Genomic DNA, 24,033 nt, shown 5'->3' on the forward strand with positions numbered 1-24,033 from the left:
GCTACGTTAATATGGTTAGCCGTTTATATTCCAAATCTTTTATACTGCACAAAATGCTGACAAATGCATTCAACCGCCGGGCTGTAAGGGCCAGCCTGCTTGTATTTGCGTGTGGCGCACTGTTTACAGGCAGTACCTCGTTCTGTTTCAGGCACAGCTTTAACAACTATTCGATTGTTATTGACAAAAGTGACTATGAACTGAATGTGTACGACAGCAAGGGATGGCTTATCGCTTACCCGGTTGTATTTGGCAGCAATGATCAGCACGATAAATTCTGGGAAGGCGACCGCAGAACGCCCGATGGCCATTTCAGAATTGTGAGCAAGCGGGTACATGAAAAATGGGACCGCTTTATGATGCTCGACTACCCCACCCCCGAAAACATAGCCCTGTTCAATGCGCGCAAAAGCAGGGGACTGATACCTGCAAGCGCCAGGATTGGCGGCGGTATTGGCATACACGGCACATGGCCGCATGAAGATTATGCGATAGACCGCTACCAGAACTGGACCATGGGTTGTATCAGCATGAAAAATGAAGATGTGGAAGCGCTGTACCGGTACATCCCGGTAGGCACTTCAGTTACCATACAACCTTAAACCTGCAAGCCCGTTTATAATCCGTTCCTGTTAACCAGTTATTGCTGCTGCAAAAACTCACCCACAACGGTTTGCCATTTGCCCGGCTCTTTCTTGTACAGGCTTTCGTGACCGCTGTTGGCGTATTTGATGAGTGTTTTATGAGGCGTGTCGATGTTCTGGAAAATGTGATGTGTTTCGGCTTCTGTTACACGGGGATCGTGTATGCCCCATTGCAGTAATACCGGGCAGTTGATTTTGCGCGCATACTCCCACGGTTTATGGCCAAACGCCCAGAATCCCTGCTCTGTGCCACCCCAGAAAGTGAGGAAAGTAGACAATGGCTCGGGGGGCAACTGCATAATGTGCAACCTGCCTTTCACCGCATCCAGCAAAGAGCCGAAAGGCATTTCGAGGATGAGTTTCCCGGGCTTCAAATCAAAGTCACTTACTGCCTTCATTACTGTTGCGGCCCCCATGGATATACCCCATAACACCATGCGCTTTTTATCGGCACCTTTGGCCAGCGCATAGTCGTACAGCGCTTTTACATCTTTTGATTCATCGTATCCAACCGTACACACATTACCTTCACTCACCCCGTGCGCCCTGAAATCAACCAGGTACACATCGTATCCCATGCGATGAAATGCATCGGCTTCTTTTACCACATCGCTGCGGCAGCCTGCATGGCCGTGAAACAGCAATACCGTTCCGTTTATCACGGTATCGGGCCGTATGTGCCAGCCGGCCAGCGATACATGATCGGGTGTTATTACCGTGAAGGTATCGTATGGCGTTGCAGGCACATCTTTCAGCAGGCTTTTATACGATTTCTGACCAAAGAAAATAACACCAGCAGTATGCAAACCGCCTGCATGCGGCGTGCTGTCTATCTCATTGCGGTTATAAAAATGCGTAAGCTTATAGGCATTGAAGGCTGTCATGGTGTTGAACAGCACAAAGAGTATCAGCAGGGTATACCCGGTACCTTTTAACAATTTTCGCATAAGGAAGGGTTTACTTAAAATTACAGAAAAGCCGCAAGCTTACGGTATGCACGCGCAGCTTTAATATAAAAATAAAGCCGGCAGCTGTGCATTAACAACTGCCGGCTTCAACATTATACCAGGGCCGTAAACGGCCGGCTTATTTAATTTCCGTTGCGCCGAAATACGGAACCAGTGCAGCAGGAATGTTGATGCCTTCTGCAGTCTGGTGGTTTTCGAGCAGGCTGGCTACAATACGGGGCAATGCCAAAGAGCTGCCATTGAGCGTATGCACCAGCTGTGTTTTACCGCTGCCGTCTTTATAACGGCATTTAAGCCGGTTAGCCTGGAAACCTTCAAAGTTACTAACACTGCTCACTTCCAGCCAGCGGCCCTGTGCAGTGCTGTATACTTCAAAATCGTAAGTGAGTGCGCTGGTAAAACCCATATCGCCACCACACAAACGCAGGATACGGTAAGGCAGTTCGAGCGACTGGATCAGCTTCTCTACATGCGCCACCATTTCATCGAGTATTTCGTAGCTCTTCTCCGGGTTGGCAATTTGTATGATCTCAACTTTTTCGAACTGGTGCAGGCGGTTCAGTCCGCGCACATCTTTACCATAACTGCCGGCTTCCCTTCTGAAGCAGGGTGTATAGGCCGTCATTTTCAGGGGCAGTTCCTCTTCTTTCAAAATAGTATCGCGGTACACATTGGTAACCGGTACTTCGGCGGTGGGTATCAGGTAAAAATCATCTTCGGTGGCATGGTACATCTGGCCTTCTTTATCAGGCAGCTGACCGGTAGCATAGGCAGAGGCTTCATTTACCATAAACGGCGGCAGGTATTCGGTATAACCTGCAGCAGTATTAAAGTCAAGAAAATATTGCACCAGTGCACGCTGCAAACGTGCGCCCTTGTTAATGTAAACGGGAAAGCCGCTGCCGGTAATTTTGTTACCCAGTTCAAAATCGATGAGGTTGTATTTTTTAGCGAGGTCCCAGTGCGGTTGGGCGGCCGCATCGAGCACCGGCTTTTCACCGCCTTCCTTTACCACCACATTGTCTTCGGGTGTTTTACCCACCGGTACCAGCGGGCCGGGCAGGTTGGGCAGCTGAACCAGTTTATCGTGCAGTTCTTTTTCGAGCAGCTGCATTTTTTCTTTCAGGGGTTTCAGTTCGGCATTCCAGCCGGCAACATTGCTTTTCAGGGCTTCGGCTTCTTCTTTTTTGCCCTGGCCCATCAGTTTACCGATGTCTTTGGAAGCACTGTTTACCTTCGACTGGGTGTCGTCGTACAACGCCTGCACTTTTTTGCGCTTATCATCCAGTTCAACTACGGCGTCGACCAATTCGGGTTGTTTAAACTGCTTTACAGCAAGCCTTTCTTTAACCCATTCCCTGTTCTGTCGTAATACAGCTACTTGCAACATATCGGTGTGAAATTTTGGCAAATATAAGCTGGCCCGCGGAAGTTCCGGAAAGCTTTACCAGGTATTGTACCTGCAATGATATGCCTGCATCACCTAACTTTGCAGTATGAGTACAGCAACAGACGATTTACAGCAGCGGTGGTGGAACCTGGAGGCGAAGCTGGTGGAGCGGTTTGGTAAAAAACCGGATATGGACGCTATTTTATTCCTCATTGGCATACAGGAAACCGGTATTTCCACCGAAAAAATAACGAAAGAACAGAAGCAGGACCTGATGCACGTGGCCGTATGCACCGTGCTTTTACCCAGCGGTTATTATTCACTGGAAGGGCACGACAAGGACGGCTGGCCGCATTTTAAGCAGCTGAAAAACCTGCCGGACATGATTTTGCCCGAACAGGAGAACTTCCTGCGCGATCATATTTTGTTTTATTTTGAACAGAACGGATTCTAACACATAACCCATTAACAACCGGATGAAACTGCTTTTAGTAACCCTGCTTGGCTGCAGCCTGCTCACTGCAAGTGCCCAGCGCAAGCCCACCCCTGCCGTACACAAAACAACAGCCAATGCAAAACCTGCCGTTGCACCCAAAAGCAATGAAAGGCTGGTAGAAATAATGACCACGTACGGCAACCTTACCGTAAAACTGTACGACAGCACGCCGCTGCACCGCGACAACTTTATTAAACTGGTGCAAAGCGGTTTTTACGACAGCCTGCTGTTTCACCGCATCATCAACGGGTTTATGATACAGGGCGGCGACCCCACCAGCAAATATGCCGATAGTGCACAAACCGTTGGTGAAGGTGCTGCGCCGGGCGACCGCATACCGGCAGAAATAAAACCTTACCTGTTTCATAAAAAAGGCGTGCTGGCAGCCGCGCGCGACAACAACCCGGCAAAAGCCAGCAGCAACTGCCAGTTTTACCTGGTACAGGGCAAAGTACTGAACGATGTGGAATTAAACACCATGGAATGCAGGGTGCGCGGCAACAACCCTGCGTATACATATACCGATGCACAGCGTAACGTGTATAAAACCATTGGCGGTACGCCGTTTCTTGATCAGAACTATACCGTGTTCGGAGAAGTAGTATCAGGCATAAATATAATTGACACCATTGCAGCGCAACCACGCGATGCCCGTGACCGCCCGCTGAAGCCCGTACGCATGCAGATGCACCTGCTGAATTAAGGGAGCAAACGGTTGCGTTTATTTTAGTGGTATATACTGAACAAAATGATGTCTAAACTTGTAAAGTTTGATGTTATAAAGTTCACATACTCATTTTTTTATTCAATATTTGCAGCAAAATATTTGTACCATGAATTATCCTGCAGAACTGAAATATACCAAAGATCACGAGTGGATTAAACTGGTAGGTGGCAACACAGCAATTATCGGTATTACTGAATTTGCACAGCGCGAATTGGGCGATATCGTTTATGTAGATGTGCCAACTGTTGGCAAAACGCTTGCGGCTGAAGAAGTTTTTGGTACGGTGGAAGCAGTTAAAACTGTAAGCGACCTGTTTTTACCTGTAGCCGGTACTATCAACGAAGTGAATGAAGCGCTGAACGGCTCGCCAGAACTGGTAAACACCGATCCTTATGGTGAAGGATGGATGGTAAAACTGACTTTATCAAACCCCGCAGATCTCGATGGCCTGTTAACAGCAGAAGCCTATGAGAAGCTGGTTGGGTAATACCAGCAATTGTACTTAGTCGAACTTAAATAGCCGAACACACCGTTCACGCCCGTATGCCGGAAATAAAAACGTATTCAGAAGCCGAACTGATACCGTTGTTAAAACAACGGGAGCAGTCGGCTTTTGGCTATTTATACGATCACTATTCCGGTGCGTTAAATACAGTTGTTTTATCAATCATACCCGATAAAACATTATGCGGTGATGTATTGCAGGAAGTATTCATTAAAATATGGCGGCAGATAGATAGCTACGATGAAAGCAAAGGCCGCCTGTTTACCTGGATGCTGAATATTACCCGCAATGCTGCCATTGATATGGTGCGCAGCAAGGGCTACCAAAACACCAAACAAAACCAGGAATTAACAGAATCCGTATATGATGCTGGCGGAAGTGCTTTACCCAATGTCGATAAAATCGGCCTGAGGAAGGTGGTGCATACGCTGCGCGAAGAATACCGGGTACTGGTAGACCTCTCCTATTTCCAGGGCTTTACACAGGAAGAGATAGCAAAGATGCTGGACATTCCGCTGGGCACTGTGAAAACCAGGCTGCGGGCTGCTTTAATCCAATTAAGACAATTAGTAAAACCATAAGTGGATACACAGGCATACATACAAAGTGGCATAATCGAGAGTTATGTATTGGGTTTAGCTACCGCAGAAGAGGCAGCTGAACTGCAGCAGCTTTGTGCACAGTATCCTGAAATAAAAGCGGCGGTTGAAGCTTTTGAACTGGAGCTGGAACAGCAGGCCATGAACGATGCCATTGCACCTGATGCTGCTGTTAAAACTGCATTGATGGCAACGTTGTTTAATGAAGAACAGCAACAGGCAATCGTGCAGCCCATAGGCACCGGGGCACCGGTAATTCCCATGCACCCGGTATACCCATCGCACCATAAAACCTGGCAAACCATTGCTGCAGCTGCCATATTGCTGTTTGTGGTAAGTGCCGGTTTCAACATTTATTATTACAACCATTACCAAAGCGCCCGTAACGAGTACCAGGCACTACTGCAGGAACGCAACAACCTGCAGGCCAGCAATGATACTTATAAAGCCAAGTTTAACGAGGCAGCCAGCAGCCTGCGCATGATGGGCGATACGGCCATGCATGCCGTTAAAATGAACGGCCTGCCCGGTAAGGAAGGCAGCTATGCAACCGTTTACTGGAACAAGCAAAACAATGATGTATACCTGCTGGCCAACAATCTTCCGCAAACACCTGCCGGGCACCAGTACCAGTTATGGGCAATCGTCAACGGCCAACCTGTTGATGCAGGTATGATCAGCGATTGCGCTGGCGCCCTCTGCAAAATGAAAACCATTGCCAACGCACAGGCTTTTGCCATTACCCTGGAAAAAGAAGGCGGCAGCCCAACCCCTACACTTACTGCTATGCTTGTAATGGGTAAGGTATAACCCGCTTTCAAAAACACTCACCAGATTTATTCACTCTGTTCATTCAGATAGCCTTCTAATCCAACCGAACTTTTTTTCCGTAAATAAGCCTGAGCTATTCTATAGCGGGGTTTTTCAGATGGACAAAAAGGGGCTGTTTTCGTGCAGCCCCTTTATGGTTATATTTGCGCAAACTGATATTTCTTGAAAAACAAATGGCTCGTTATTCTTGCAGCTGTTATCTGGTTCCTGGTAACGGTATATTTAATGACAATTCCCGGCAATTCCTTACCCAAATCTCCTTTCTTTGAATTGATTCATGTTGACAAATGGGTACATATTGGCATGTTTTCTATACTGGTATTTTTATTTATGCAGGGTACCCGTCTTTTTTACAAACAACAACAGCCCAAAGCCATGCTGGCTATTGCCGTGGCAGGCGTTTTATATGGCATAGCCATGGAATTTGTGCAAAAATACTGGACCGTGGGCCGCTCGTTTGACATCACAGATATTATTGCTGACGCAGTGGGTTGTATAATAGCCTATATTTATGTGCGTTACCTGATTAAAAGAAAACAATTAAGGGAACAAACAACTGCTGCAGAAGCAGCGTAAACCGGGAAACAATGGTCCATATGTGAAAGCCGGTAACCGGCGAAGGGGTGCCTGGGAACAACATCGTAGCATCGTCCGAGGATCGTCCGACCTTCGTTCGAGGATCGTTCAACGATATAAACGATGGAATAGCTATGTCAACGGGGAATTTTACCTATAACTGTATATTCTTAGGGCAGTGATCCTATTCTAAAAAAAATTGGCCCCCGTGAAAACAGGGGCCGCAACCAAAACTAACTGCTTATGAGAAAATTGACTACTTGCTTTTTATAATACTTTGCAAAGGCGATGCCAGAATAAATGGCTGTTTTGTTAATCTCTGCTCACTTCTTTTCCTCTTTTTCCGCCCTTGCCAGTGACCTGGTTTATTACCGTCGATCACAACACAAAGGTCATACTTTCATTAATAAAGAAGTGTTAACGGATAGTTTATATATTGTTACTATCACAAATGACTGTTCGTTTTCCCAAACATCCAACCTTCACAACACTTTGATTTACAAGCAAATATACTGCTATAATTTTTGCAAAACCGTTTTTCTATTGGGAAATATTTTTTTTTAAATTGATAATTTCTTAACAAACGGTTCATTCCCAATTATATTGCGCATGTACAACACTTTGCATATCCAATAATTTTACAGGTGGCAATCATTTTCATAGCATTACCCATTAGGCGTGCATATTATTTGTGGTAGCTTAATTATACAAATTGCTTTAGCTTATGAAAAAAACATTGCTCATCTGCTGCCTTGCCCTGGCAGCTGTTTCCTACGCTCATTCTCAGGAAAAAAATCCACAAACAGACCACGGCTTCTATGTAAAACTGACAGGCGGTTATTTTTTTAGCGTGTCACCCGGTCAGTTTCCCAATGTTGGCAGCTACCCGCCGCAGGAGGTATTTAAAACCATCGACCCATCTACAGGTGCAACCACCATTGTATCACAAAAGGTATTGACAGGCTCGTATGGCGCCGGCATCAGGGGCGGTTTATCCGGTGGTTTCCAGTTTAACCGTTTTATTGCCGTGGAACTTACCGCCAACTATTACCACAGCAATAAAAACCTGATGACACACGAAGAAGATATGCTTACTACCGGTCAGCTGGCCGGCAAAGTGATATCGCATGGCTACGTAAACGCCGTGGATCTTGCGCCAGGCCTGGTAATTAGTCCGGGTTTGCAGGGCAGGTTTAACCCCTATGTTCGCTTTGGTGTGGTGGTGCCTGTTTGGGGAAGATTGAAAATTGAAACCGATGCTTACAAACTCAGCAGCGTGCCTAACCAGCCGGCTATTATTGCAGCGCAGACAACTATTGCGCGCAAAGAAGAAATAAAGCCCAATCAAACCATCGGTTTCCAGGGTGCACTGGGCGTTACGTACAAGTTAGGTACAAGACTGGCTGTTTTCCTGGAAACAGAATATCGTAATGTGCCGGTGAAGAGCAAAAGCAAGGAGATTACTGCCTACAACGAAAAAACAAATGTGGTGAATACCAGTAACGGCCAAACAGTAGCCACTTCGGGCAGAACGCTGAATGATTTGTCTGTGGCGGAACGTTACACCGATTACCAGACAACACTTACGCAGCAATCCAACACGCCGGTTGCCACTGACCCCACCAAGCCTACGCAAACGCAGTATAAAAACAATAACGCCCACTCCAACGACTTGAAATCATATATCAACATCGGCGGGCTGGGATTAAACCTGGGATTGCGTTTCAGGCTGTAATGCATTAAAAAAACGTGCCCGTGTATGGCAAACACGGGCACGTTCAATTTCTTAAAAGGGCATATCTTGTCAGAAGAAGCTCTTTACTTTGTCAAGCAATCCGCCACCGCCTTGTGTTCCGCCTCCGGTGAACAAGGCTTTCAAGTCATCCATATCAACATCGCCATCTTTGTCCTTGTCCAGTGCGCTTTTGAATTTGTTCATCAGTCCGTGCACATCAAAGCCCGAGGTACTGCCGCCGGAAAAATGATTGATGATACCCTGGAGGTCGAAACTGCTGTCGTTGGGGTCATTGGTTTTATGCACCAGCTGGCCCAGGATGCCCGGAATAAGGCTGCTGGCCATACCTGCGGCCTGCGACTGATCGATACCCAGTTTCTGCACCAGGCTTTGCACCAAACCTCCCTGAATGTTTTGGGTTACCGGGTTGGCGGCAACATCGGCATTACCGCTGAATAAACGCATTACATCAGACACATTGCCGCTTTGCAGCGCCTGTTTAATGCCGCCCTCAACGGCCTGCGTAGCATCCTGTGCCACGGCAGCTTTATGTTCGTCGGGTACAGCATTGTTACTGCCGACAAATTGTTGAACCAGGTTCGTTAATTGTTCCAGCATAGTTTATTTTTTGAAAAAACAAGGTACAGTTTAACATTGTAACCTGCAATGATAAAATAACAGGAAACGGTTACCCAGCCTGAGTTACAGGGTGTCAGGCCCATACATACATGAAAAAACCTGGTATAACAGCATTAATCGAAGCTCTGGTTGCTTGCGGCAGCGAGTTTAAGCAAACGATCGTACTGTTCGGGCGATAAATCGTTGTAGAAATAGTACACCGGATCTACATGCTGGCCATTTTTATGCACTTCGTAATGGCAGTGCGGGCCGGTGCTTTTACCGGTACTGCCTACATAACCGATTACTTCGCCACGTTTAACATGATCGCCGACATGGGCCTTTATGCGATACATGTGGCCATACAGGGTTTCGTAACCATAGCCGTGATTAATAACTACGTGGTTGCCGTAACCGCTTTCGCTGTAATCGGCCTGCTTCACCGTACCATCTGCAGTTGCATAAATGGGCGTGCCCTGGGGGGCGGCAAAATCGAGGCCTGCGTGAAATTTGGCTACTTTATACACCGGGTCTACACGTGAGCCAAAACCCGAGGCAATACGGGTAAGGTCGCGGTTGCTTACCGGCTGAATGGCAGGGATGCCTGCGAGGAGTTTCTCTTTGTTTTTTACCATACCGTCGATTTCGTCGTACGACTTAAACTGGTAAGCCACCCGCATGGTAAGGTTGTTGAGCTGGGAAGTGAGACCCTGCATCAGGTCGCCCTCGCCGAGGGAACTTACGAGCTGCAGTTCCTTGTCTTTTTCCATTTCTTTCATCCTGGCACTGTCTGGTATGGGAGAGGCTTCAAAAATGGAGCGGTACACATTATTGTCTCTTTTTTCGAGCTCCGCCATTTGCTGTTCAAGATGGGCAAGCTGTTGCTGCACAATGGAGTAATTGGAACGCAGGTCATCATTTTCCTGGCGCAGGTTTTTAGCCCGCGGCGAATCGATATACTTGAAAGCGATGGCCACAATGATCACGGCCGACACAAATGCTGCGGCAATAAAGCCAAATACGCGCAGCAGTTTTACCCGCAGCGGCGTTTCCAGCTTCTCGTAACGCAGGGAATGCGTATTATAGTAATATTTTATTTTCTTCATGGCTTGTTACAGGCGCCGGTACACAACTCGTATCAATCCTTTACCTTTGAGGCCCTTCGTAAGCCAGCAAAGATAAAGGCTTGCAATTGAATTAGTATTCTAAAAAAATGATTCATTTTATGGCAACAAGTGCCGAGATAAGACAGCAATTTCTGGATTTTTTTACATCAAAAGGTCACCAGGTAGTTCCTTCGGCCCCGATTGTGGTAAAGAACGACCCTACCCTGCTTTTCACCAATGCAGGTATGAACCAGTTTAAAGATTACTTTCTCGGCAACAGCAAACCTGCGGCAAAACGCGTAGCAGATACACAAAAATGCCTGCGTGTAAGCGGCAAACACAACGACCTGGAAGAAGTGGGTGTAGACACCTATCACCATACCATGTTTGAGATGCTGGGTAACTGGAGTTTTGGCGATTATTTTAAAGCAGAAGCCATTGCCTGGAGCTGGGAACTGCTTACCGAAGTATACAAAATACCCAAAGACCGCCTGTATGTAACCATTTTTGAAGGCGATGCTGCAGAGAAACTTGATCGTGACGACGAAGCCTACAACGAATGGAAAAAATGGATTCCGGCCGGGCGTATTTTAAACGGCAACAAAAAAGACAATTTCTGGGAAATGGGCGATACCGGCCCCTGTGGCCCCTGCTCTGAAATTCATGTGGACTGCCGAAGCGATGAAGAGCGCAGCAAGGTAGACGGCAGTACCCTGATCAATAAAGACAATCCGCAGGTAATTGAAATATGGAACAACGTGTTTATGCAGTTCAACCGTTTGAAAGACAAACGTCTTGAACCATTGCCCGAAAAACATGTGGATACAGGTATGGGCTTTGAACGCCTGGTACGTGTTATTCAGCAGAAACAGAGCAATTACGATACGGATGTTTTTACCGGCACCATTGCCGCTACCGCACAAATCACCGGTAAACAATACGATTTCAGCGACAGCAAGGAAGCCGTAGCCTTTCGCGTAATTGCGGATCATATCAGGGCCATTGCCTTTACCATTGCCGATGGCCAGCTGCCATCGAACACCGGTGCAGGTTATGTAATCCGCCGCATTTTGCGCAGGGCCGTACGTTACTATTACAGCTACCTGGATTACAAACAACCGCTGTTACACCAGCTGATGCCATTGCTGGCCGGCCAGTTTGAAACCGTGTTCCCAGAACTGAAACAACAGCTGGGCTTTGTAAGCAAAGTAGTGCGTGAAGAAGAAGAAGCTTTTTTACGCACACTGGAAAAAGGACTGAAACGCATTGATGATATTGTAAAAACAGCCAGCAACGGCAATAAACAGCTCAGCGGTAAAGAAACCTTTGAACTGTACGACACTTATGGTTTTCCGTTTGACTTAACACAGCTGATTGCTGCAGAGAACAAACTCACGGTAAACGAAGAAGACTTTAAAGCCGAGATGCAGCAGCAGAAAGACCGCAGCCGCGCTGCTACAGCCATCGACACAGAAGACTGGGTGGTTGTGAATGATGAATCTGCTACTGAATTTGTAGGCTACGATTCACTCGATATCAAAACCAAAGTACTGAAATACCGTAAGGTAAAAGCAAAAGGCAAGGAAGCCTACCAGCTGGTACTTTCTGCAACACCCTTTTACGCCGAAAGCGGCGGGCAGGTAGGCGATACCGGCGCACTGGATTTTGGCGGTGAGCAAATCGAAGTAATCGACACCAAGAAAGAAAACAACCTGTACATACAATTCACGGAAAAGCTGCCTGCCAATATGGAAGCACCTGTACTGGCCAGCGTAAACCCGGCACGCCGCAAAGCCATTACTGCGCACCACAGCGCTACGCATTTGCTGCACGCGGCCTTGCGCAAAGTGCTGGGTGCACACGTAGCACAGAAAGGCAGCTTGGTAAACGACGAGCAACTGCGTTTTGACTTCTCACATTTTGCCAAGGTAACTGAAGAAGAGATTGCACAGATTGAGCAGATTGTGAATGAGAAGATCAGGGAGAACATTCCCGTAGTGATCAGGGAAATGCCCAAAGACGAAGCCATTGCATTGGGTGCCATGGCCCTGTTTGGTGAAAAATATGGCGACCGTGTGCGCGTGGTAGTCATTGATCCCAACTACTCTATCGAGTTATGTGGGGGTACCCATGCAGGCACAACAGGCGAGCTGGGTTTCTTTAAAATTAAACACGAGAGCGCTGTTGCAGCCGGTGTGCGCCGTATTGAAGCGGTGGCAGGCAATGCAGCAGAACAATATATTAACGAGCAGTTTACGCTGGTGCAGCAGATAAAAGAAGCGCTGAAAAACCCCAAAGAGGTATTGAAAGCCATTGAAAACCTGGGTACCGAAAACAGCGAGCTGAAAAAACGCCTCGAAAGCCTGGAAGCCAAACAGCTGGCAGCTTTGAAAGAAACCTTGCTGCAACAGGTAACACAGGTAAACGGCACGCAGTTTATCGGCAGCATTGTAGAAACAGGCAGTGCAGACAGCCTGAAGAAACTGTGCTTTGATTTTAAAACAGCATTGGCGGCCAATGGCGCTTATGTGGTGGTACTCGCTGCCAATATCGACGGCAAGGCACAGGTAGCACTGCTGCTCGATGAAACATTCGCTGCGGCTAAAAACCTGGAAGCGCCTAAAATAATCAAGGAACACATTGCTCCTTTGATTAAAGGCGGCGGCGGCGGCCAGAAAACACTGGCCACAGCCGGCGGGCAGGATGCGGGGAATCTTCCGCAGGTAATAGAAAAAGTAAAAGGACTGATATAAAAAAAGCGGCTTATGCCGCTTTTTTTATGGTTAAATGGCTTGATGGAACAATTGTTTTTAAAGATTCCTTTTGCTGATGACATCGAAAAATTGCTGGCGGTAGGTGTCGCCGATGGGGATTACGTGTTTGCCGGAAAAGATGCGGTTGCGTTCAATCGCGTCGATTTTATCGAGTGCCACGATGTAGGATTTATGCACGCGCATAAACCTGCCTGCGGGTAACAGTTCTTCTGCAAATTTCATGTTTTGCAAGGTGAGTATCTTTTCAGCAGCGGTAACCACAGCGATATAATCTTTTAATCCCTCTATCATCAATATATCATCAATGTTCACTTTCACATGCCGGTTCGAGGTTTTTACAAAAATATAGTCGTCATTGGCAGCAGTTGCAGGCTGGGCGGGCATTGCAGCCGGTGTACCCTCGGCCTGTAAAACCAGCTGCGCTTTTTGTGCTGCTTTTAAAAACCGGTCGAACGAAAAAGGCTTTACAAGGTAATCAATCACATCATGCTCATATCCCTGCACGGCATATTCAGAATAAGCGGTGGTAAATACCAGTTTTATACGGCCTTTGAGCAATTGCACCAGTTGCATGCCGGTGAGCTCAGGCATTTGTATGTCAGAAAAAATAAGGTCAATGCCATCCAGCCTGGCAAACGCTTCAATAGGGTTGGTATAAGTGGCAGCGAGTTGTAAAAAAGGCACTTTGCTAATGTAGGCTTCCAGCAGTTCCAGCGCCAGCGGTTCATCATCTATTACCATGCAACGTATCATCAGGCAAGTACCAGTTTAAGGGTTGAATAATAACGGTTCTCCTTTTCAGCAATTTTCAAATCGTATTTACCGGCATACAGCAAATCCAGCCTGCGTTTCACGTTTTGCTGGCCAATACCGCTCACATGATCTTTCTGCTGCAGCTTAATGGTATTTTCTCCTTTAAAAACAAGATCGTTTCCGTTTACCAGCAGTTGCACGCGTGCGGGCATTCCGGTATCGGTTACATCGCCGTGTTTAAAAATATTTTCAACAAAACTGATCAGCAGCAACGGTGCAATCTGCTGCCCGTTTACATCGCCATGCACTTCCATGGTAAAGGCCGATCCGTTTTTAAAACGCAGCTGCTGTAAAGCAATATAATCATGCATGTACTCCAGCTCTTTTTGCAGGGGCACCTGGTGGGCCTGGCTTTGCTCGAGCATGTAACGCATAATGCCGGATAGTTTTAAAATGGCTTCAGGTGCTTCGTCTGATTTTTTATAGGCCAGCGAATAAATATTGTTGAGACTGTTAAACAGGAAATGCGGGTTGATCTGCGATTTCAAAAAAGACAGTTCTGCTGTTTTAGACTGAACTGCCAGCTCATTGCGTTCCTGCCTGTTTTGCATCCACTCTTCCAGGGCAGATACCAGTACGCTGATCACCACCCAGGGAGCAATATAATGCAGGTTGTCTTTTATGTAAAACAGCGCCGTGTAATCTCCGTAATAGTTATTTACACCAATGGTGTGCGGGTAAATCACTTCTTCTATTAAATAACGCACACCCGCGCCAAACACCATGCTCAATAAAGCGGCTGCCAGCCACAACACGTAACGGCCTTTTTTCATGGTGCGGGGAAATACCAGGAAATAGTTCACATAAAAAACCACGATCCCTACAATCGTCATACTGTAGGTGAGCGGATTTGTCCAGCTGTGAAAATTCAGGTTTACTGTATTGTCGTAAAACAGATTAAAGTACCAGACCAGTAAATGCAGTACAAGTTTCTGCTTTTTGTTCATGCGTTTAATTTAAAGATTTAAAGCTACTGAGCCGGTAATTTTTTTCATTTCCCGATCTACCAACCTGCCCTCCTGCTCTGCCAACCGGGATAACCGGCAACCGGGTATCACCCATCAGGCAAGTACACATTCCAACTTTAAATTTCAAACATTACACCAGTGTTTTTAACATTTCCGAAATATTTCGTATTTGAAAAACTTTCCTTAGATTTGATCTACTAAGCATTTCGTACAAAATTCATCATATGTATTCAACACTGTTTAAATCCGCTGCTGTTGCGCTTTTTGCCACTGCCAGCATTGCCGCCCATGCGCAGGCTGATAAGAAAGACAACTCCATCAAGAACAATGAGGATATCATTATCCACAAGGGTGAATCGTCAAAGGAAAAGTATGTAATTGTTATTGACGGAGATAAGATGACCATTAATGGCAAAGCGGCCAGCGAGTACAATGGTAAGGATATACAGGTAGTACGCAGAAGAGCCCCGCGTGTAACCGTGCACCCGTTCCCGGAAAGCCCGATGGGACCGGGCGGTGTAAAATTTTTTAAAGGCCCGCGCCTTGATATGAACCATGCGGTATTGGGTGTGGTAACCAGGCCCTCAAAAGAAGGGGCACTTATCACGGATGTGAATGAAAAAAGTGCTGCTGCCAGCGCCGGTTTAAAAGAAAATGATGTGATTACCCGCATTGGCAGCACACCGGTAACAGATACCACCAGCCTGGTATCGCTGATTGGCAAACACCAGCCCGGAGACAGCATCACCATCGGTTACCTGCGCGATGGCCAGGCCGGTACCACCAGTGCAGTACTTGGCAAAAACAGTGTGAACTTCAACTACCAGTTTAATATGGATGGCGATGCCAATTTCGAATTGCCTAAGTTGAATTTTAACCAGTTTGAGTTTAACATACGCCATTTGCATGCAGGTATACAGTTACAGGAAACAGAAGAAGGCAAGGGTGTAAAAGTGCTGGATGTAGACGATGATTCGCCTGCAGCCAAAGCCGGTATAAAGGAAGATGATGTAATTACAGCCATCAACGGCAAACCGGTTAACTCCATTGACGATGCCCGCAACAGCCTGGGTGATGTAAAAGAGGGCGCCAGCTATGATATTACGTACCTCCGCAATAACCAATCGCAGCAAACCAGCCTGAAATTTCCAAAAAGGCTGAAAGTTGCGAATTTCTAACCCATCTGCAGCTTCGGAAAGCGCATTTTGCGTATTTCCGGAGCTGCTTTGTGCAGCACGCTCCATGTGCACCAGCTATTGACCGCCGTTTTTACGGTGGTTTTTCTTTTTAACAGTTCACTCATTTGCCGCAGCGGGGTTTAATATCAGCGCTTATAGGTATTTTCGCGTACTGAATACTGATACAGCAATAGTTTTTAGCACAATGAGTGATTATTCCGACAAATACGAAACCGTCATCGGCCTTGAGGTACATGCACAGCTGGCCACTGCAAGCAAATTGTTTTGCGGCGATGCCACCAGTTTCGGTGCAGCGCCCAACACACAGGTGAGCCCTATTACCCTTGGCCATCCCGGCACCCTGCCCAAAACCAATCGCCTGGCAGTTGAATATGCCATACGTATGGGTATAGCGTGTAATTGCACCATCACCCAAAACAATTATTTCGCACGTAAAAATTATTTCTATCCCGATTTACCCAAGGGATATCAAACCTCGCAGCACACCACACCTGTTTGTGATGGCGGCAGGGTATTGATAAAATCGGGTAATGACAGCCGTTTTATACGCCTGAACCGCATTCACCTGGAAGAGGATGCAGGCAAAAGCATTCACGATATGGATGAGGTGTATACCTGCATTGACTACAACCGTGCAGGCACGCCACTTATTGAAATTGTAACCGAGCCGGATTTGCATACGGCAGATGAGGCTTACCAGTATGTTACCGAAATACGCAGGCTGGTTCGCTGGCTGGGCATTTGTGATGGCAATATGGAAGAAGGCAGCCTGCGCTGTGATGCCAACGTATCGATACGGCTGAAAGGTGAACAAAAGCTGGGCACCAAGGTGGAAGTAAAAAACCTCAACTCTATCCGCAACGTAAAAAAAGCGATCGAGTTTGAAGTGGTGCGTATGATTGAACTGGTTGAAAGCGGCGGTACTGTTAAACAGGAAACACGCAGTTTTGATGCAGCTACCGATACCACTTTCGCGATTCGCGAAAAAGAAGAAGCCAATGATTACCGGTATTTTCCTGAGCCGGACCTCGCTCCTTTTATGTTGTCTGACGCGTTTGTGGAAGGTATAAAAAAATCGCTTCCCCCCCTGCCTGAACAGTTGCTGCAGCAATACCAGCAGCAATACGGCTTGTCTGAATATGACGCCGCGCAATTGTGTATGGACAAGGAAACAGCAGATTACTACAATGCAGTAACCGCCATTTCAAACAACTACAAAGCAGCTGCCAACTGGATCACCGGTCCCATCAGGCAATACATTAACGAGAACAAACTCGACTTCGGCAATTTCCCGTTAACGCCCCAACAGCTGGCAGGCCTGTTGCAGTTGGTAGATGAGGGCAGCGTAGGCTTTTCAGCTGCTGCCACCAAAATATTACCCGAACTTATTAAACACCGGGATGCAGATGCACTGCAGGTAGCAACAGCACAAAACCTGCTGCAGGTAAGCGACAGCGGTGAACTGGAACTGTGGGTAAACCAGGCGCTCAGCAATATGCCCGATAAAGTAACCGAATATAAAAAAGGCAAAAAAGGACTGATTGGCTTGTTTGTAGGTGAAGTAAAAAAATTAAGCAAAGGCAAGGCTGACCCGAAACTGGTAACCGGTCTTTTACAGGAAAAACTAAAATAACAATACATCAAGTAATGAAGCAATGGATAGCAATACTGGCAACAACAGCAGTAGTTTTTACTGCCTGCCAGCAAAAAAAGCATGGTGCATTTGCGATAGGTGGCAAAATTGATCACGCACCTGCTGCGAAAGTATTTTTACAGGAATTGCCTTTTACCAGCAATGCACCTGTAACTATCGACAGCACTACCCTGAAACCGGATGGCAGTTTTGAAATGCATGCCATCAGCAAAGAAGAGGGTTTGTACCGTATTACGTTTGATAACGGACCGCAAATGGCTTTTATCAATGACAACCCGAAAATACGTGTGCACTTCGATGCAGTTAATTTCCGTAAGCCCGAAGTGGAAGGCTCACCTGCTACAGAAAAACTCTATGCCTTTTTCGATAGCTACCGCCAGAAAGATTCTACGCTGATGTCTATCTTCCAGCAGCTGGATTCATTGCAGAAAACACCGCCACACAAAGGTGCAGACAGCATTGCCACCGCACTTGACCTGCAACGCAAAACTGCTGTTGATGCATTGAACAATGAAGTAAAAGGTTTTATCAAAACATCTGAAAGCCCTACATCAATTTACTATGCACTGGTACTGGGCAATAAATCAATGACGCCGGCCGAACTGAAACCATTGGCAGATGAAGCCAGCAGCCGTTTTAAAGACCACAGCGGTTTGGCCAAATTAAAAAGCGTACTGGCTGTACAGGCAAGTGCCCCTAAAGATGGTGAGGGTGCTTATCCGCTGTTAAACCAACAGGCGCCTGAGTTAACGCTGAACGATGTAAACGGTAAACCGGTAAGCATCAGCAGCTTTAAAGGCAAATACCTGCTGGTTGATTTCTGGGCAAGCTGGTGTGGCCCCTGCCGTGCAGAAAACCCCAATGTAGTAGCAGCTTACAACCAGTTTAAGAATAAAAACTTTGCGATACTGGGTGTATCACTTGATAAAGAAAAAGACGCATGGCAGGCTGCCATCCAGAAAGACCAGCTGAACTGGACACAGATCAGCGACCTTAAATTCTGGGAAAGCCAGGCAGTGAATACTTTCCAGTTTAATGCTATTCCTTTTAATGTGCTGATTGATCCTTCCGGGAAAATTATCGCAAGCGGATTGAGAGAACAGGCTTTACAGCAGAAGCTGGCAGAGGTGCTGAAATAAACAGCCAATACAAAACATAATAAATATAAAAAGGCCCGTTGCAAACGGGTCTTTTTTATTGCGCACGATTGATCATTCATTATTCAATGCCGTTTAGTTAAGCGTGATTGATATTTTTTACCACAAAGAACGCAAAGTGAAAACCCACAAAGTTCACAAAGGGGCTGTTAACTAAACGACATTGATTCATTATTCATCAAAAAAGCCATCCCTTTGCGGGGATGGCTTTTGTATGATAACTGTTTGGAAAAATTAATAACCGGGGTTTTGAGCCAGGTTAGGATTTTTCTGCCTGTCGTAGTCAGGAATAGGCAACACACTTCTTTGTGAAGCCCAAGGGGTCACCGGCTGGTTGTAGTGACTTGGAATATCACGTCCTGTGCGTTGGAATTCAAACACGCCATGACCTTCAAAAGCAAGCTCAATGCGCCTTTCGGTTACAATCGCATTGATCAGCTCGTCCTGTGTGGTGGCAACAATGGGCAATACTGCATTTGACCTTGCACGCACCTGGTTAACCAGTGCCAGTGCTGTTGCATCAACACCTGAGTTTAAACGTGCCAGCGCTTCGGCTTTGGTAAGCAGGATTTCTGCATAACGTACTACAGGCACGAAGTCGGTTGTAATACCAGGGTATTTTGTAGTCCAGTACAGTTTGCTCACCACCTGCATCAGTTTCCTGTAGCGTGCATCGTGCAGGGTATCCATCAGGTTAACATAATCGCTTGAAATGTTGATGTCGCCCCTGGCTTTTGCACCATAGTGCTGGCCCAGTGAGTTGTTGGTATTGGGGTTATCGGCACCGTTCATGGCAACAGAGAAAATAGATTCTTTTGTTGTGTAAGGCGCCTGGAATGTCTGCTCAGGAGAAGCATTCAAACCCAGTGTACTATTGTATTTGAACACAGAATCGGCATAAGCAGCAGCTTTAGCCCATTCGCCTTCGTACAGGTACAAACGGCTCAGCAATGCCAGGGCAGAAGTTCTGTTAGCCCTTGCTACACGGGTAAACGCATCGGCGGGCGGCTCAGGCAGCTTGGCTTTTGCATCGAGCAAATCGCTTTCAATTTGTGCATACACCTCTTTAATGGTATTACGCGGAACCTGGTTGCTGGCAGCAAAAGGGTCGGCACTTACGGTTAACACCAATGGTATACCCAGGGTAGTGGTATCACCGGCTTTCCAGCTTTTGTTATAGGGTTGCGCCCACAGGTTTTCTGTATAAAAATATACCAGCGCCCTGATGAATTTTGCTTCACCAATGTACTGGTTGGCCTTTTCAGGAGAAACCAGGGGTGTATTTGCAGGGAAGTTCTGCAGAAAATAGTTGGCCTGGTAAATAGAGTTATAAGCATCGCGCCAGGCAGCACCTACGGTACCATCACCAGCCAGCAGCTGTGGAATAAAACCGATGTTACCAAAGTAAGTGTTGGGTGATTCATCTACACCGCGCTGATCGGCATAAATCAATACCCTGCCGCCAAAGTAGTTGGCGTTCTGCAAACCATCATACATACCAATGGCAGTTTTCTCAATCCTGTCTGCTGAGCTGAACGCCAGCGAAGGGTCCAAAGCATCCAGTGGCGCTTCGAACAAAGTGCTTTTTTTACAGCTGGACGCTGCAAAGGCCAGCGCCAGGAAAGCAAATGCTATTTTAGAAGTTGTTCTTTTTGTCATGATTTTCAATTTGTGGCTTACGCCGCTGTCCATTATACAATTCACATTAGAAACCAAAGCTTAAACCCACTGTAAAGGTTTTAGCCTGTGGCGTAGCCCTGTTGTCAACACTGAGCGAAATGTTGCTCACGTTGGCATTCTGATAGTTTACATCAGGATCGAGGCCTTTGTAACCTGTGATGAGGAATGGATTAAATGCCTGTGCATATACACGTACTTTGTCGAAACCAATTTTGTCCATCCATATTTTTGGCAGGGTGTAACCCAGTGTAATGGTTCTTACACGGATATAGTCACCTTTTTCCAGGAACAGGGTGGATGCTGAGTAAGCAGTGTTATCATTGGCATACAAACGCGCGATATCGGTTTTGTCGCCGGGTTTCTGCCAGCGGTTCAGCACATCGGTAAAATTGTTGCTGAAAAAGTTAGTCAGCATACCGGCCCTGGTAGCGTTGTATACATAGTTACCACCAGAGTAAGTGATGCTTACACCCAGGTCAAAGTTTTTGTACGACACACTGTTGTCCCAACCGCCATAGAATTTAGGCAGGCCGGATTTGCCGGTGTATACATAATCATTGATACCTAAGCCGCTTACTTTACCACCTTTGCCATCTGTCCATGACTGTGAAGCGAAATCCCACATTTTGATGGAATTGTCTTTTGCATACCAGGTAGCATTACCGGTGTTGGCGTCTACGCCAGCCCACCTGGGCAGGTAAAACTCGCCGAGTGCGCTGCCTACGTGTGCAACAGTATAATTAAACGCACCGGTGATGTCTGCATTGTTGTTAGAAGGCACCAATGCATTAACACGGTTTTTCAGTGAAGTGAAGTTGAATGAAGTATTCCACACAAAGTCTTTTGTACTAACCGGTGTTGCGTTAATGGTAACTTCAATACCCTTGTTGGTCATAGCACCTATGTTAGAGAAAATGCTCGCACCGGGGATACCCACTGTGTACAGTACAGGAGCCTGCAGCAACAGGTGATCGATATTGTTGTTGAAGTATTCAACAGTTGCAGTTAACCTGCCTTTGAAGAAACCCGCATCGATGCCCACATCTGTTTTCTTTGCAGTTTCCCACTGGAGGTTGGGGTTACCGGCCTGTGTAATAGCCAGACCATTCAGGCTGGTATAAGAGCGGCCGCCAAACAGGGTTCGTGCAGCGTATGCTTTAATACCGCCAGAGTTACCCACCTGGCCATAGCTTCCTCTTAATTTCAGGAAATTGAGCCACTTGATGTTTTGCATGAAAGCTTCTTTGGTGATTTCCCAACCAGCTGAAACGCTGGGGAAGTTACCAAAGCGGTGATCGGTAGCAAATGCAGAGTATCCGTCTCTTCTGAATGACGCTTCAATCATGTACTTGCCGGCATAGCTATAGTTCAACCTGCCAAAGTATGATATCAAACCGTAGCTGTACAGGTCACCGCCGGTGTTATCCAGTACGGTAGTGCTGCCTGGCTGTGTGTTGGTGTACGCACCGTTGATGATGTGTGTAAAGAACGGATCGGTGAGGTTGGCCGCACCGGTAAACAGTTCGTTGTATTTGTTGTACTGGTTTTCGATACCTGCAACAGCGCCCACTTTGTGCACATTTGCAAAAGTCTGGTCGTATGATGCATAGTTCTGCCAAACCCACTGGTTAAAGTTGCGGTTCTGATCCTGTACAAGGCCGTTATAGGTAAGACCTAAACCGGAGATATAAGGAGCAGTATACTGGTCTTCAAAGTTTGACAGTGACTGGATACCGAATTTGGTGGTTACACGCAAACCTTTAATTGGCTGTAATTCGCCATAGATGTTTGCCCTGATATCCTGTGCAGTGTTGTCGTTTCTGCCGCTTTTGATGGCAGCCGGCACGTTCACATAATAAGAAGCACTTGGCAGGATAGAAATAGTATTGGGAACAGTGATAGAGGTTACGTTGTTACCCAGTGAAAGCAATCCCCTGTTTGAAATGTTGAAACCCAGCGGACCGTTAGGGTCGTAGGCTGAAACGTTTGGAGGTGCTGCCCAGCCTGAAATGCTGGCGCCGGCAATATAACCATCGGTTAATACACCGTTGTTCAGCGTTTTGGTATAAGAGAGCTGTAAGCCTGATTTGAACCAGGTTTTAGGAGTAATCTCCATATTCAAACGGCCCTGGCCAGTTTTAATCTGGTTGCCGATGATAATGCCTTCCTGTTTCAGGTAACGTGCAGAACCGAATACCGCAATTTTATCTGCGCCACCGGAGAATGATACAGAATTATCGTAAGTGTTGCCTGTTCTGTAAATTTCTTTCAGCCAATCGGTGCGGTCTTCTTTGTCATCACCGTTGATATCGCTGGGGCGTGCCACAGGATAACCTGTTGAAGCATCGGTACCATACCTGTTGGCTACTTTTTCGTTAGAGATGGTCGTAAACTCATCCACATTCAGCAAAGAAGGCAGTTTGCGTGCAGAAGAAAAACCAAATTTTGATTCTGCATTCACTTTTACATTACCCCTTTTGCCTTTTTTGGTTGTGATCAGGATAACACCGTTGCTTGCTCTTGAACCGTAGATAACAGCAGCGCCGGCATCTTTCAGTACTTCGATTGATTCGATATCATTGGGGTTAACCAGTGCCAGCGGATCGAAACGTGTACCGTTACCGCTGTTAAAGCTGTTAAGGTTCACGTTATCTACCTGCGCAATACCGTCGATTACGATCAATGGCTGCGAAGAAGAAGTGATAGAGTTAATACCCCTTACCCTGATGGAAGTACGGTCGCCCGGTGTACCGCTCGACATGTTTACCTGTACGCCTGCGGTTTTACCGCTTAATGCCTGGTTAAAGCTGGTAACAGGTTCGTTAGCGATTTTATCGCCTGCCACTTTTGACACAGAACCGGTTAATTCGCGGGTTGATTTTGAACCATAACCCACTACTACCACTTCATCCAGCAATTTGTTGGAAGCAGTTAACTGAACATTGCCGGTAAAATGGCTGCCCAATACTACTTCTTCGGTTTTATAACCAATAAAGTTTACTTGCAGCAGTTTTGCATTGTCGGGTACAGTAATGGAGAATGAGCCGTCTTCTTTGGTAACGGCCGAAGTTTTGGAACCTTTAACGCTAACAGTAGCACCGGCAACCGGTTTCCCGTTATCGTCCCTGATTACACCGGTTACTTGCCGGGTTTGTGCCTGGGCGAATGTGACGCACAGACACATGCACATGAGGAATAGCAGTTTTCTCATATTTACGGTTTGATTTAAAAAACGAATGTGTTAGTTACGAAAGGGAGACTGGCATCTTTTTTTGAAGCGTGGGAATACGACTATCCGTTGAAAGCTGGAAGCTGTTTTGGAGAAACAGTAAGGGTTGACCGGGCGCCATGGCGTAACCGGGATTAAATAAAATTCCCATAAGTATATTTGATGCAGAGTTCGCTACGAATATATAGAGTAAATGATAAAAAAATCTTAACACACTGGATGAACGGCATTCATATTTTTATTTTAAATATTTTAAACAGATAATAACCAGCTTATTATGCGACATTAAAATTTATGAATTTTTAAACAATTGATTAAATTGTTAAAATAGATATTTCAATCATCCATGCTGCGGGGTACGTTT

General features: G+C 46.4%; 20 protein-coding genes. 12 read left to right on the plus strand and 8 right to left on the minus strand.

Features of this window, described 5'->3' with window-relative positions; translation table 11 throughout:
* Positions 1–53 precede the first annotated feature (53 nt).
* Positions 54–602 carry a L,D-transpeptidase family protein gene (locus DXN05_RS02560; protein WP_116846368.1) on the plus strand — a complete coding sequence of 183 codons (549 nt, stop codon included), beginning with the start codon at positions 54–56 and terminating at the stop codon, positions 600–602.
* A gap of 38 nt (positions 603–640) precedes the next feature.
* Here the strand turns inward: DXN05_RS02560 and DXN05_RS02565 are convergent, their stop codons facing one another.
* Together DXN05_RS02565 and serS are read right to left on the minus strand one after the other, a co-directional pair.
* Positions 641–1,591: an alpha/beta hydrolase gene (locus DXN05_RS02565; protein WP_116845632.1), complete on the minus strand. Its 951-nt coding sequence runs from the start codon at positions 1,589–1,591 to the stop codon at positions 641–643.
* Between the two features lie 139 nt (positions 1,592–1,730).
* On the minus strand, positions 1,731–3,002 hold the full coding sequence (serS, locus tag DXN05_RS02570; RefSeq protein WP_116845633.1) for a serine--tRNA ligase: 1,272 nt from the start codon (positions 3,000–3,002) through the stop codon (positions 1,731–1,733).
* A gap of 106 nt (positions 3,003–3,108) precedes the next feature.
* On the opposite strand from serS, the gene DXN05_RS02575 reads away from it, so the two are divergent.
* The 7 genes from DXN05_RS02575 to DXN05_RS02605 all read left to right on the plus strand — a co-directional run bounded on the left by DXN05_RS02575 (position 3,109) and on the right by DXN05_RS02605 (position 8,471).
* Positions 3,109–3,456 (plus strand): hypothetical protein, encoded by a 348-nt coding sequence (locus DXN05_RS02575; RefSeq protein ID WP_116845634.1) that lies wholly within the window; start codon positions 3,109–3,111, stop codon positions 3,454–3,456.
* Positions 3,457–3,478: 22 nt separating this feature from the next.
* Entirely contained in the window at positions 3,479–4,201 is a 723-nt protein-coding gene (locus tag DXN05_RS02580) for a peptidylprolyl isomerase (protein ID WP_116845635.1), read from the plus strand.
* A gap of 130 nt (positions 4,202–4,331) precedes the next feature.
* Complete coding sequence (gene gcvH, locus DXN05_RS02585; protein ID WP_116845636.1) at positions 4,332–4,712, plus strand: glycine cleavage system protein GcvH; 381 nt, start codon at positions 4,332–4,334, stop codon at positions 4,710–4,712.
* Between the two features lie 56 nt (positions 4,713–4,768).
* Positions 4,769–5,311, plus strand: a complete 543-nt coding sequence (locus DXN05_RS02590; protein WP_116845637.1) for an RNA polymerase sigma factor — start codon at positions 4,769–4,771, stop codon at positions 5,309–5,311.
* The gene (locus DXN05_RS02595) at positions 5,312–6,139 is read left to right on the plus strand and encodes an anti-sigma factor (RefSeq protein ID WP_116845638.1); all 828 of its coding nucleotides are present in this window, start codon (positions 5,312–5,314) and stop codon (positions 6,137–6,139) included.
* 183 nt (positions 6,140–6,322) lie between these two features.
* Positions 6,323–6,736, plus strand: coding sequence for a VanZ family protein (locus DXN05_RS02600; RefSeq protein WP_116845639.1), 414 nt, complete (start codon positions 6,323–6,325; stop codon positions 6,734–6,736).
* A 724-nt stretch (positions 6,737–7,460) separates the two neighbouring features.
* A complete protein-coding gene (locus tag DXN05_RS02605) occupies positions 7,461–8,471 on the plus strand; it encodes an outer membrane beta-barrel protein (protein ID WP_116845640.1) in 1,011 nt (336 codons plus the stop codon).
* A 69-nt stretch (positions 8,472–8,540) separates the two neighbouring features.
* Here the strand turns inward: DXN05_RS02605 and DXN05_RS02610 are convergent, their stop codons facing one another.
* A complete protein-coding gene (locus tag DXN05_RS02610) occupies positions 8,541–9,089 on the minus strand; it encodes a DUF937 domain-containing protein (RefSeq protein ID WP_116845641.1) in 549 nt (182 codons plus the stop codon).
* Positions 9,090–9,223: 134 nt separating this feature from the next.
* Positions 9,224–10,195, minus strand: coding sequence for a M23 family metallopeptidase (locus DXN05_RS02615; protein WP_116845642.1), 972 nt, complete (start codon positions 10,193–10,195; stop codon positions 9,224–9,226).
* Between the two features lie 119 nt (positions 10,196–10,314).
* On the opposite strand from DXN05_RS02615, the gene alaS reads away from it, so the two are divergent.
* On the plus strand, positions 10,315–12,948 hold the full coding sequence (alaS, locus tag DXN05_RS02620) for an alanine--tRNA ligase (protein ID WP_116846369.1): 2,634 nt from the start codon (positions 10,315–10,317) through the stop codon (positions 12,946–12,948).
* A gap of 57 nt (positions 12,949–13,005) precedes the next feature.
* Here alaS and DXN05_RS02625 read toward each other — a convergent pair whose 3' ends face one another.
* Both DXN05_RS02625 and DXN05_RS02630 read right to left on the minus strand, forming a co-directional pair.
* Positions 13,006–13,722 (minus strand): LytR/AlgR family response regulator transcription factor, encoded by a 717-nt coding sequence (locus DXN05_RS02625; RefSeq protein WP_116845643.1) that lies wholly within the window; start codon positions 13,720–13,722, stop codon positions 13,006–13,008.
* Complete coding sequence (locus tag DXN05_RS02630; protein WP_116845644.1) at positions 13,722–14,729, minus strand: sensor histidine kinase; 1,008 nt, start codon at positions 14,727–14,729, stop codon at positions 13,722–13,724. The genes DXN05_RS02625 and DXN05_RS02630 overlap by 1 nt, the downstream gene beginning before the upstream one ends.
* Before the next feature lie 245 nt (positions 14,730–14,974).
* Here DXN05_RS02630 and DXN05_RS25195 point away from each other — a divergent pair, with 245 nt between their 5' ends.
* The 3 genes from DXN05_RS25195 to DXN05_RS02645 all read left to right on the plus strand — a co-directional run bounded on the left by DXN05_RS25195 (position 14,975) and on the right by DXN05_RS02645 (position 18,742).
* A complete protein-coding gene (locus DXN05_RS25195; RefSeq protein ID WP_116845645.1) occupies positions 14,975–15,928 on the plus strand; it encodes a PDZ domain-containing protein in 954 nt (317 codons plus the stop codon).
* Positions 15,929–16,133: 205 nt separating this feature from the next.
* On the plus strand, positions 16,134–17,582 hold the full coding sequence (gene gatB, locus DXN05_RS02640) for an Asp-tRNA(Asn)/Glu-tRNA(Gln) amidotransferase subunit GatB (protein WP_116845646.1): 1,449 nt from the start codon (positions 16,134–16,136) through the stop codon (positions 17,580–17,582).
* A gap of 14 nt (positions 17,583–17,596) precedes the next feature.
* Positions 17,597–18,742: a TlpA disulfide reductase family protein gene (locus DXN05_RS02645; RefSeq protein WP_116845647.1), complete on the plus strand. Its 1,146-nt coding sequence runs from the start codon at positions 17,597–17,599 to the stop codon at positions 18,740–18,742.
* Between the two features lie 252 nt (positions 18,743–18,994).
* On the opposite strand, the gene DXN05_RS02650 is transcribed toward DXN05_RS02645, so the two are convergent.
* Positions 18,995–20,419 carry a RagB/SusD family nutrient uptake outer membrane protein gene (locus DXN05_RS02650; protein ID WP_158559105.1) on the minus strand — a complete coding sequence of 475 codons (1,425 nt, stop codon included), beginning with the start codon at positions 20,417–20,419 and terminating at the stop codon, positions 18,995–18,997.
* Between the two features lie 46 nt (positions 20,420–20,465).
* Entirely contained in the window at positions 20,466–23,651 is a 3,186-nt protein-coding gene (locus DXN05_RS02655; RefSeq protein WP_116845649.1) for a SusC/RagA family TonB-linked outer membrane protein, read from the minus strand.
* Between the last annotated feature and the right edge of the window lie 382 nt (positions 23,652–24,033).

Origin of the sequence: Deminuibacter soli (genome assembly GCF_003412455.1) — a bacterium.
In the GTDB taxonomy this organism is placed as follows: domain Bacteria; phylum Bacteroidota; class Bacteroidia; order Chitinophagales; family Chitinophagaceae; genus Deminuibacter; species Deminuibacter soli.

Coding starts and splice junctions, on each gene's coding strand:
- DXN05_RS02560 (WP_116846368.1), top strand. CDS start 54: ATGCTGACAAATGCATTCAACCGCCGGGCTGTAAGGGCCAGCCTGCTT.
- DXN05_RS02565 (WP_116845632.1), bottom strand. CDS start 1,591: ATGCGAAAATTGTTAAAAGGTACCGGGTATACCCTGCTGATACTCTTT.
- serS (WP_116845633.1), bottom strand. CDS start 3,002: ATGTTGCAAGTAGCTGTATTACGACAGAACAGGGAATGGGTTAAAGAA.
- DXN05_RS02575 (WP_116845634.1), top strand. CDS start 3,109: ATGAGTACAGCAACAGACGATTTACAGCAGCGGTGGTGGAACCTGGAG.
- DXN05_RS02580 (WP_116845635.1), top strand. CDS start 3,479: ATGAAACTGCTTTTAGTAACCCTGCTTGGCTGCAGCCTGCTCACTGCA.
- gcvH (WP_116845636.1), top strand. CDS start 4,332: ATGAATTATCCTGCAGAACTGAAATATACCAAAGATCACGAGTGGATT.
- DXN05_RS02590 (WP_116845637.1), top strand. CDS start 4,769: ATGCCGGAAATAAAAACGTATTCAGAAGCCGAACTGATACCGTTGTTA.
- DXN05_RS02605 (WP_116845640.1), top strand. CDS start 7,461: ATGAAAAAAACATTGCTCATCTGCTGCCTTGCCCTGGCAGCTGTTTCC.
- DXN05_RS02610 (WP_116845641.1), bottom strand. CDS start 9,089: ATGCTGGAACAATTAACGAACCTGGTTCAACAATTTGTCGGCAGTAAC.
- DXN05_RS02615 (WP_116845642.1), bottom strand. CDS start 10,195: ATGAAGAAAATAAAATATTACTATAATACGCATTCCCTGCGTTACGAG.
- alaS (WP_116846369.1), top strand. CDS start 10,315: ATGGCAACAAGTGCCGAGATAAGACAGCAATTTCTGGATTTTTTTACA.
- DXN05_RS02625 (WP_116845643.1), bottom strand. CDS start 13,722: ATGATACGTTGCATGGTAATAGATGATGAACCGCTGGCGCTGGAACTG.
- DXN05_RS02630 (WP_116845644.1), bottom strand. CDS start 14,729: ATGAACAAAAAGCAGAAACTTGTACTGCATTTACTGGTCTGGTACTTT.
- DXN05_RS25195 (WP_116845645.1), top strand. CDS start 14,975: ATGTATTCAACACTGTTTAAATCCGCTGCTGTTGCGCTTTTTGCCACT.
- gatB (WP_116845646.1), top strand. CDS start 16,134: ATGAGTGATTATTCCGACAAATACGAAACCGTCATCGGCCTTGAGGTA.
- DXN05_RS02645 (WP_116845647.1), top strand. CDS start 17,597: ATGAAGCAATGGATAGCAATACTGGCAACAACAGCAGTAGTTTTTACT.
- DXN05_RS02650 (WP_158559105.1), bottom strand. CDS start 20,419: ATGACAAAAAGAACAACTTCTAAAATAGCATTTGCTTTCCTGGCGCTG.
- DXN05_RS02655 (WP_116845649.1), bottom strand. CDS start 23,651: ATGAGAAAACTGCTATTCCTCATGTGCATGTGTCTGTGCGTCACATTC.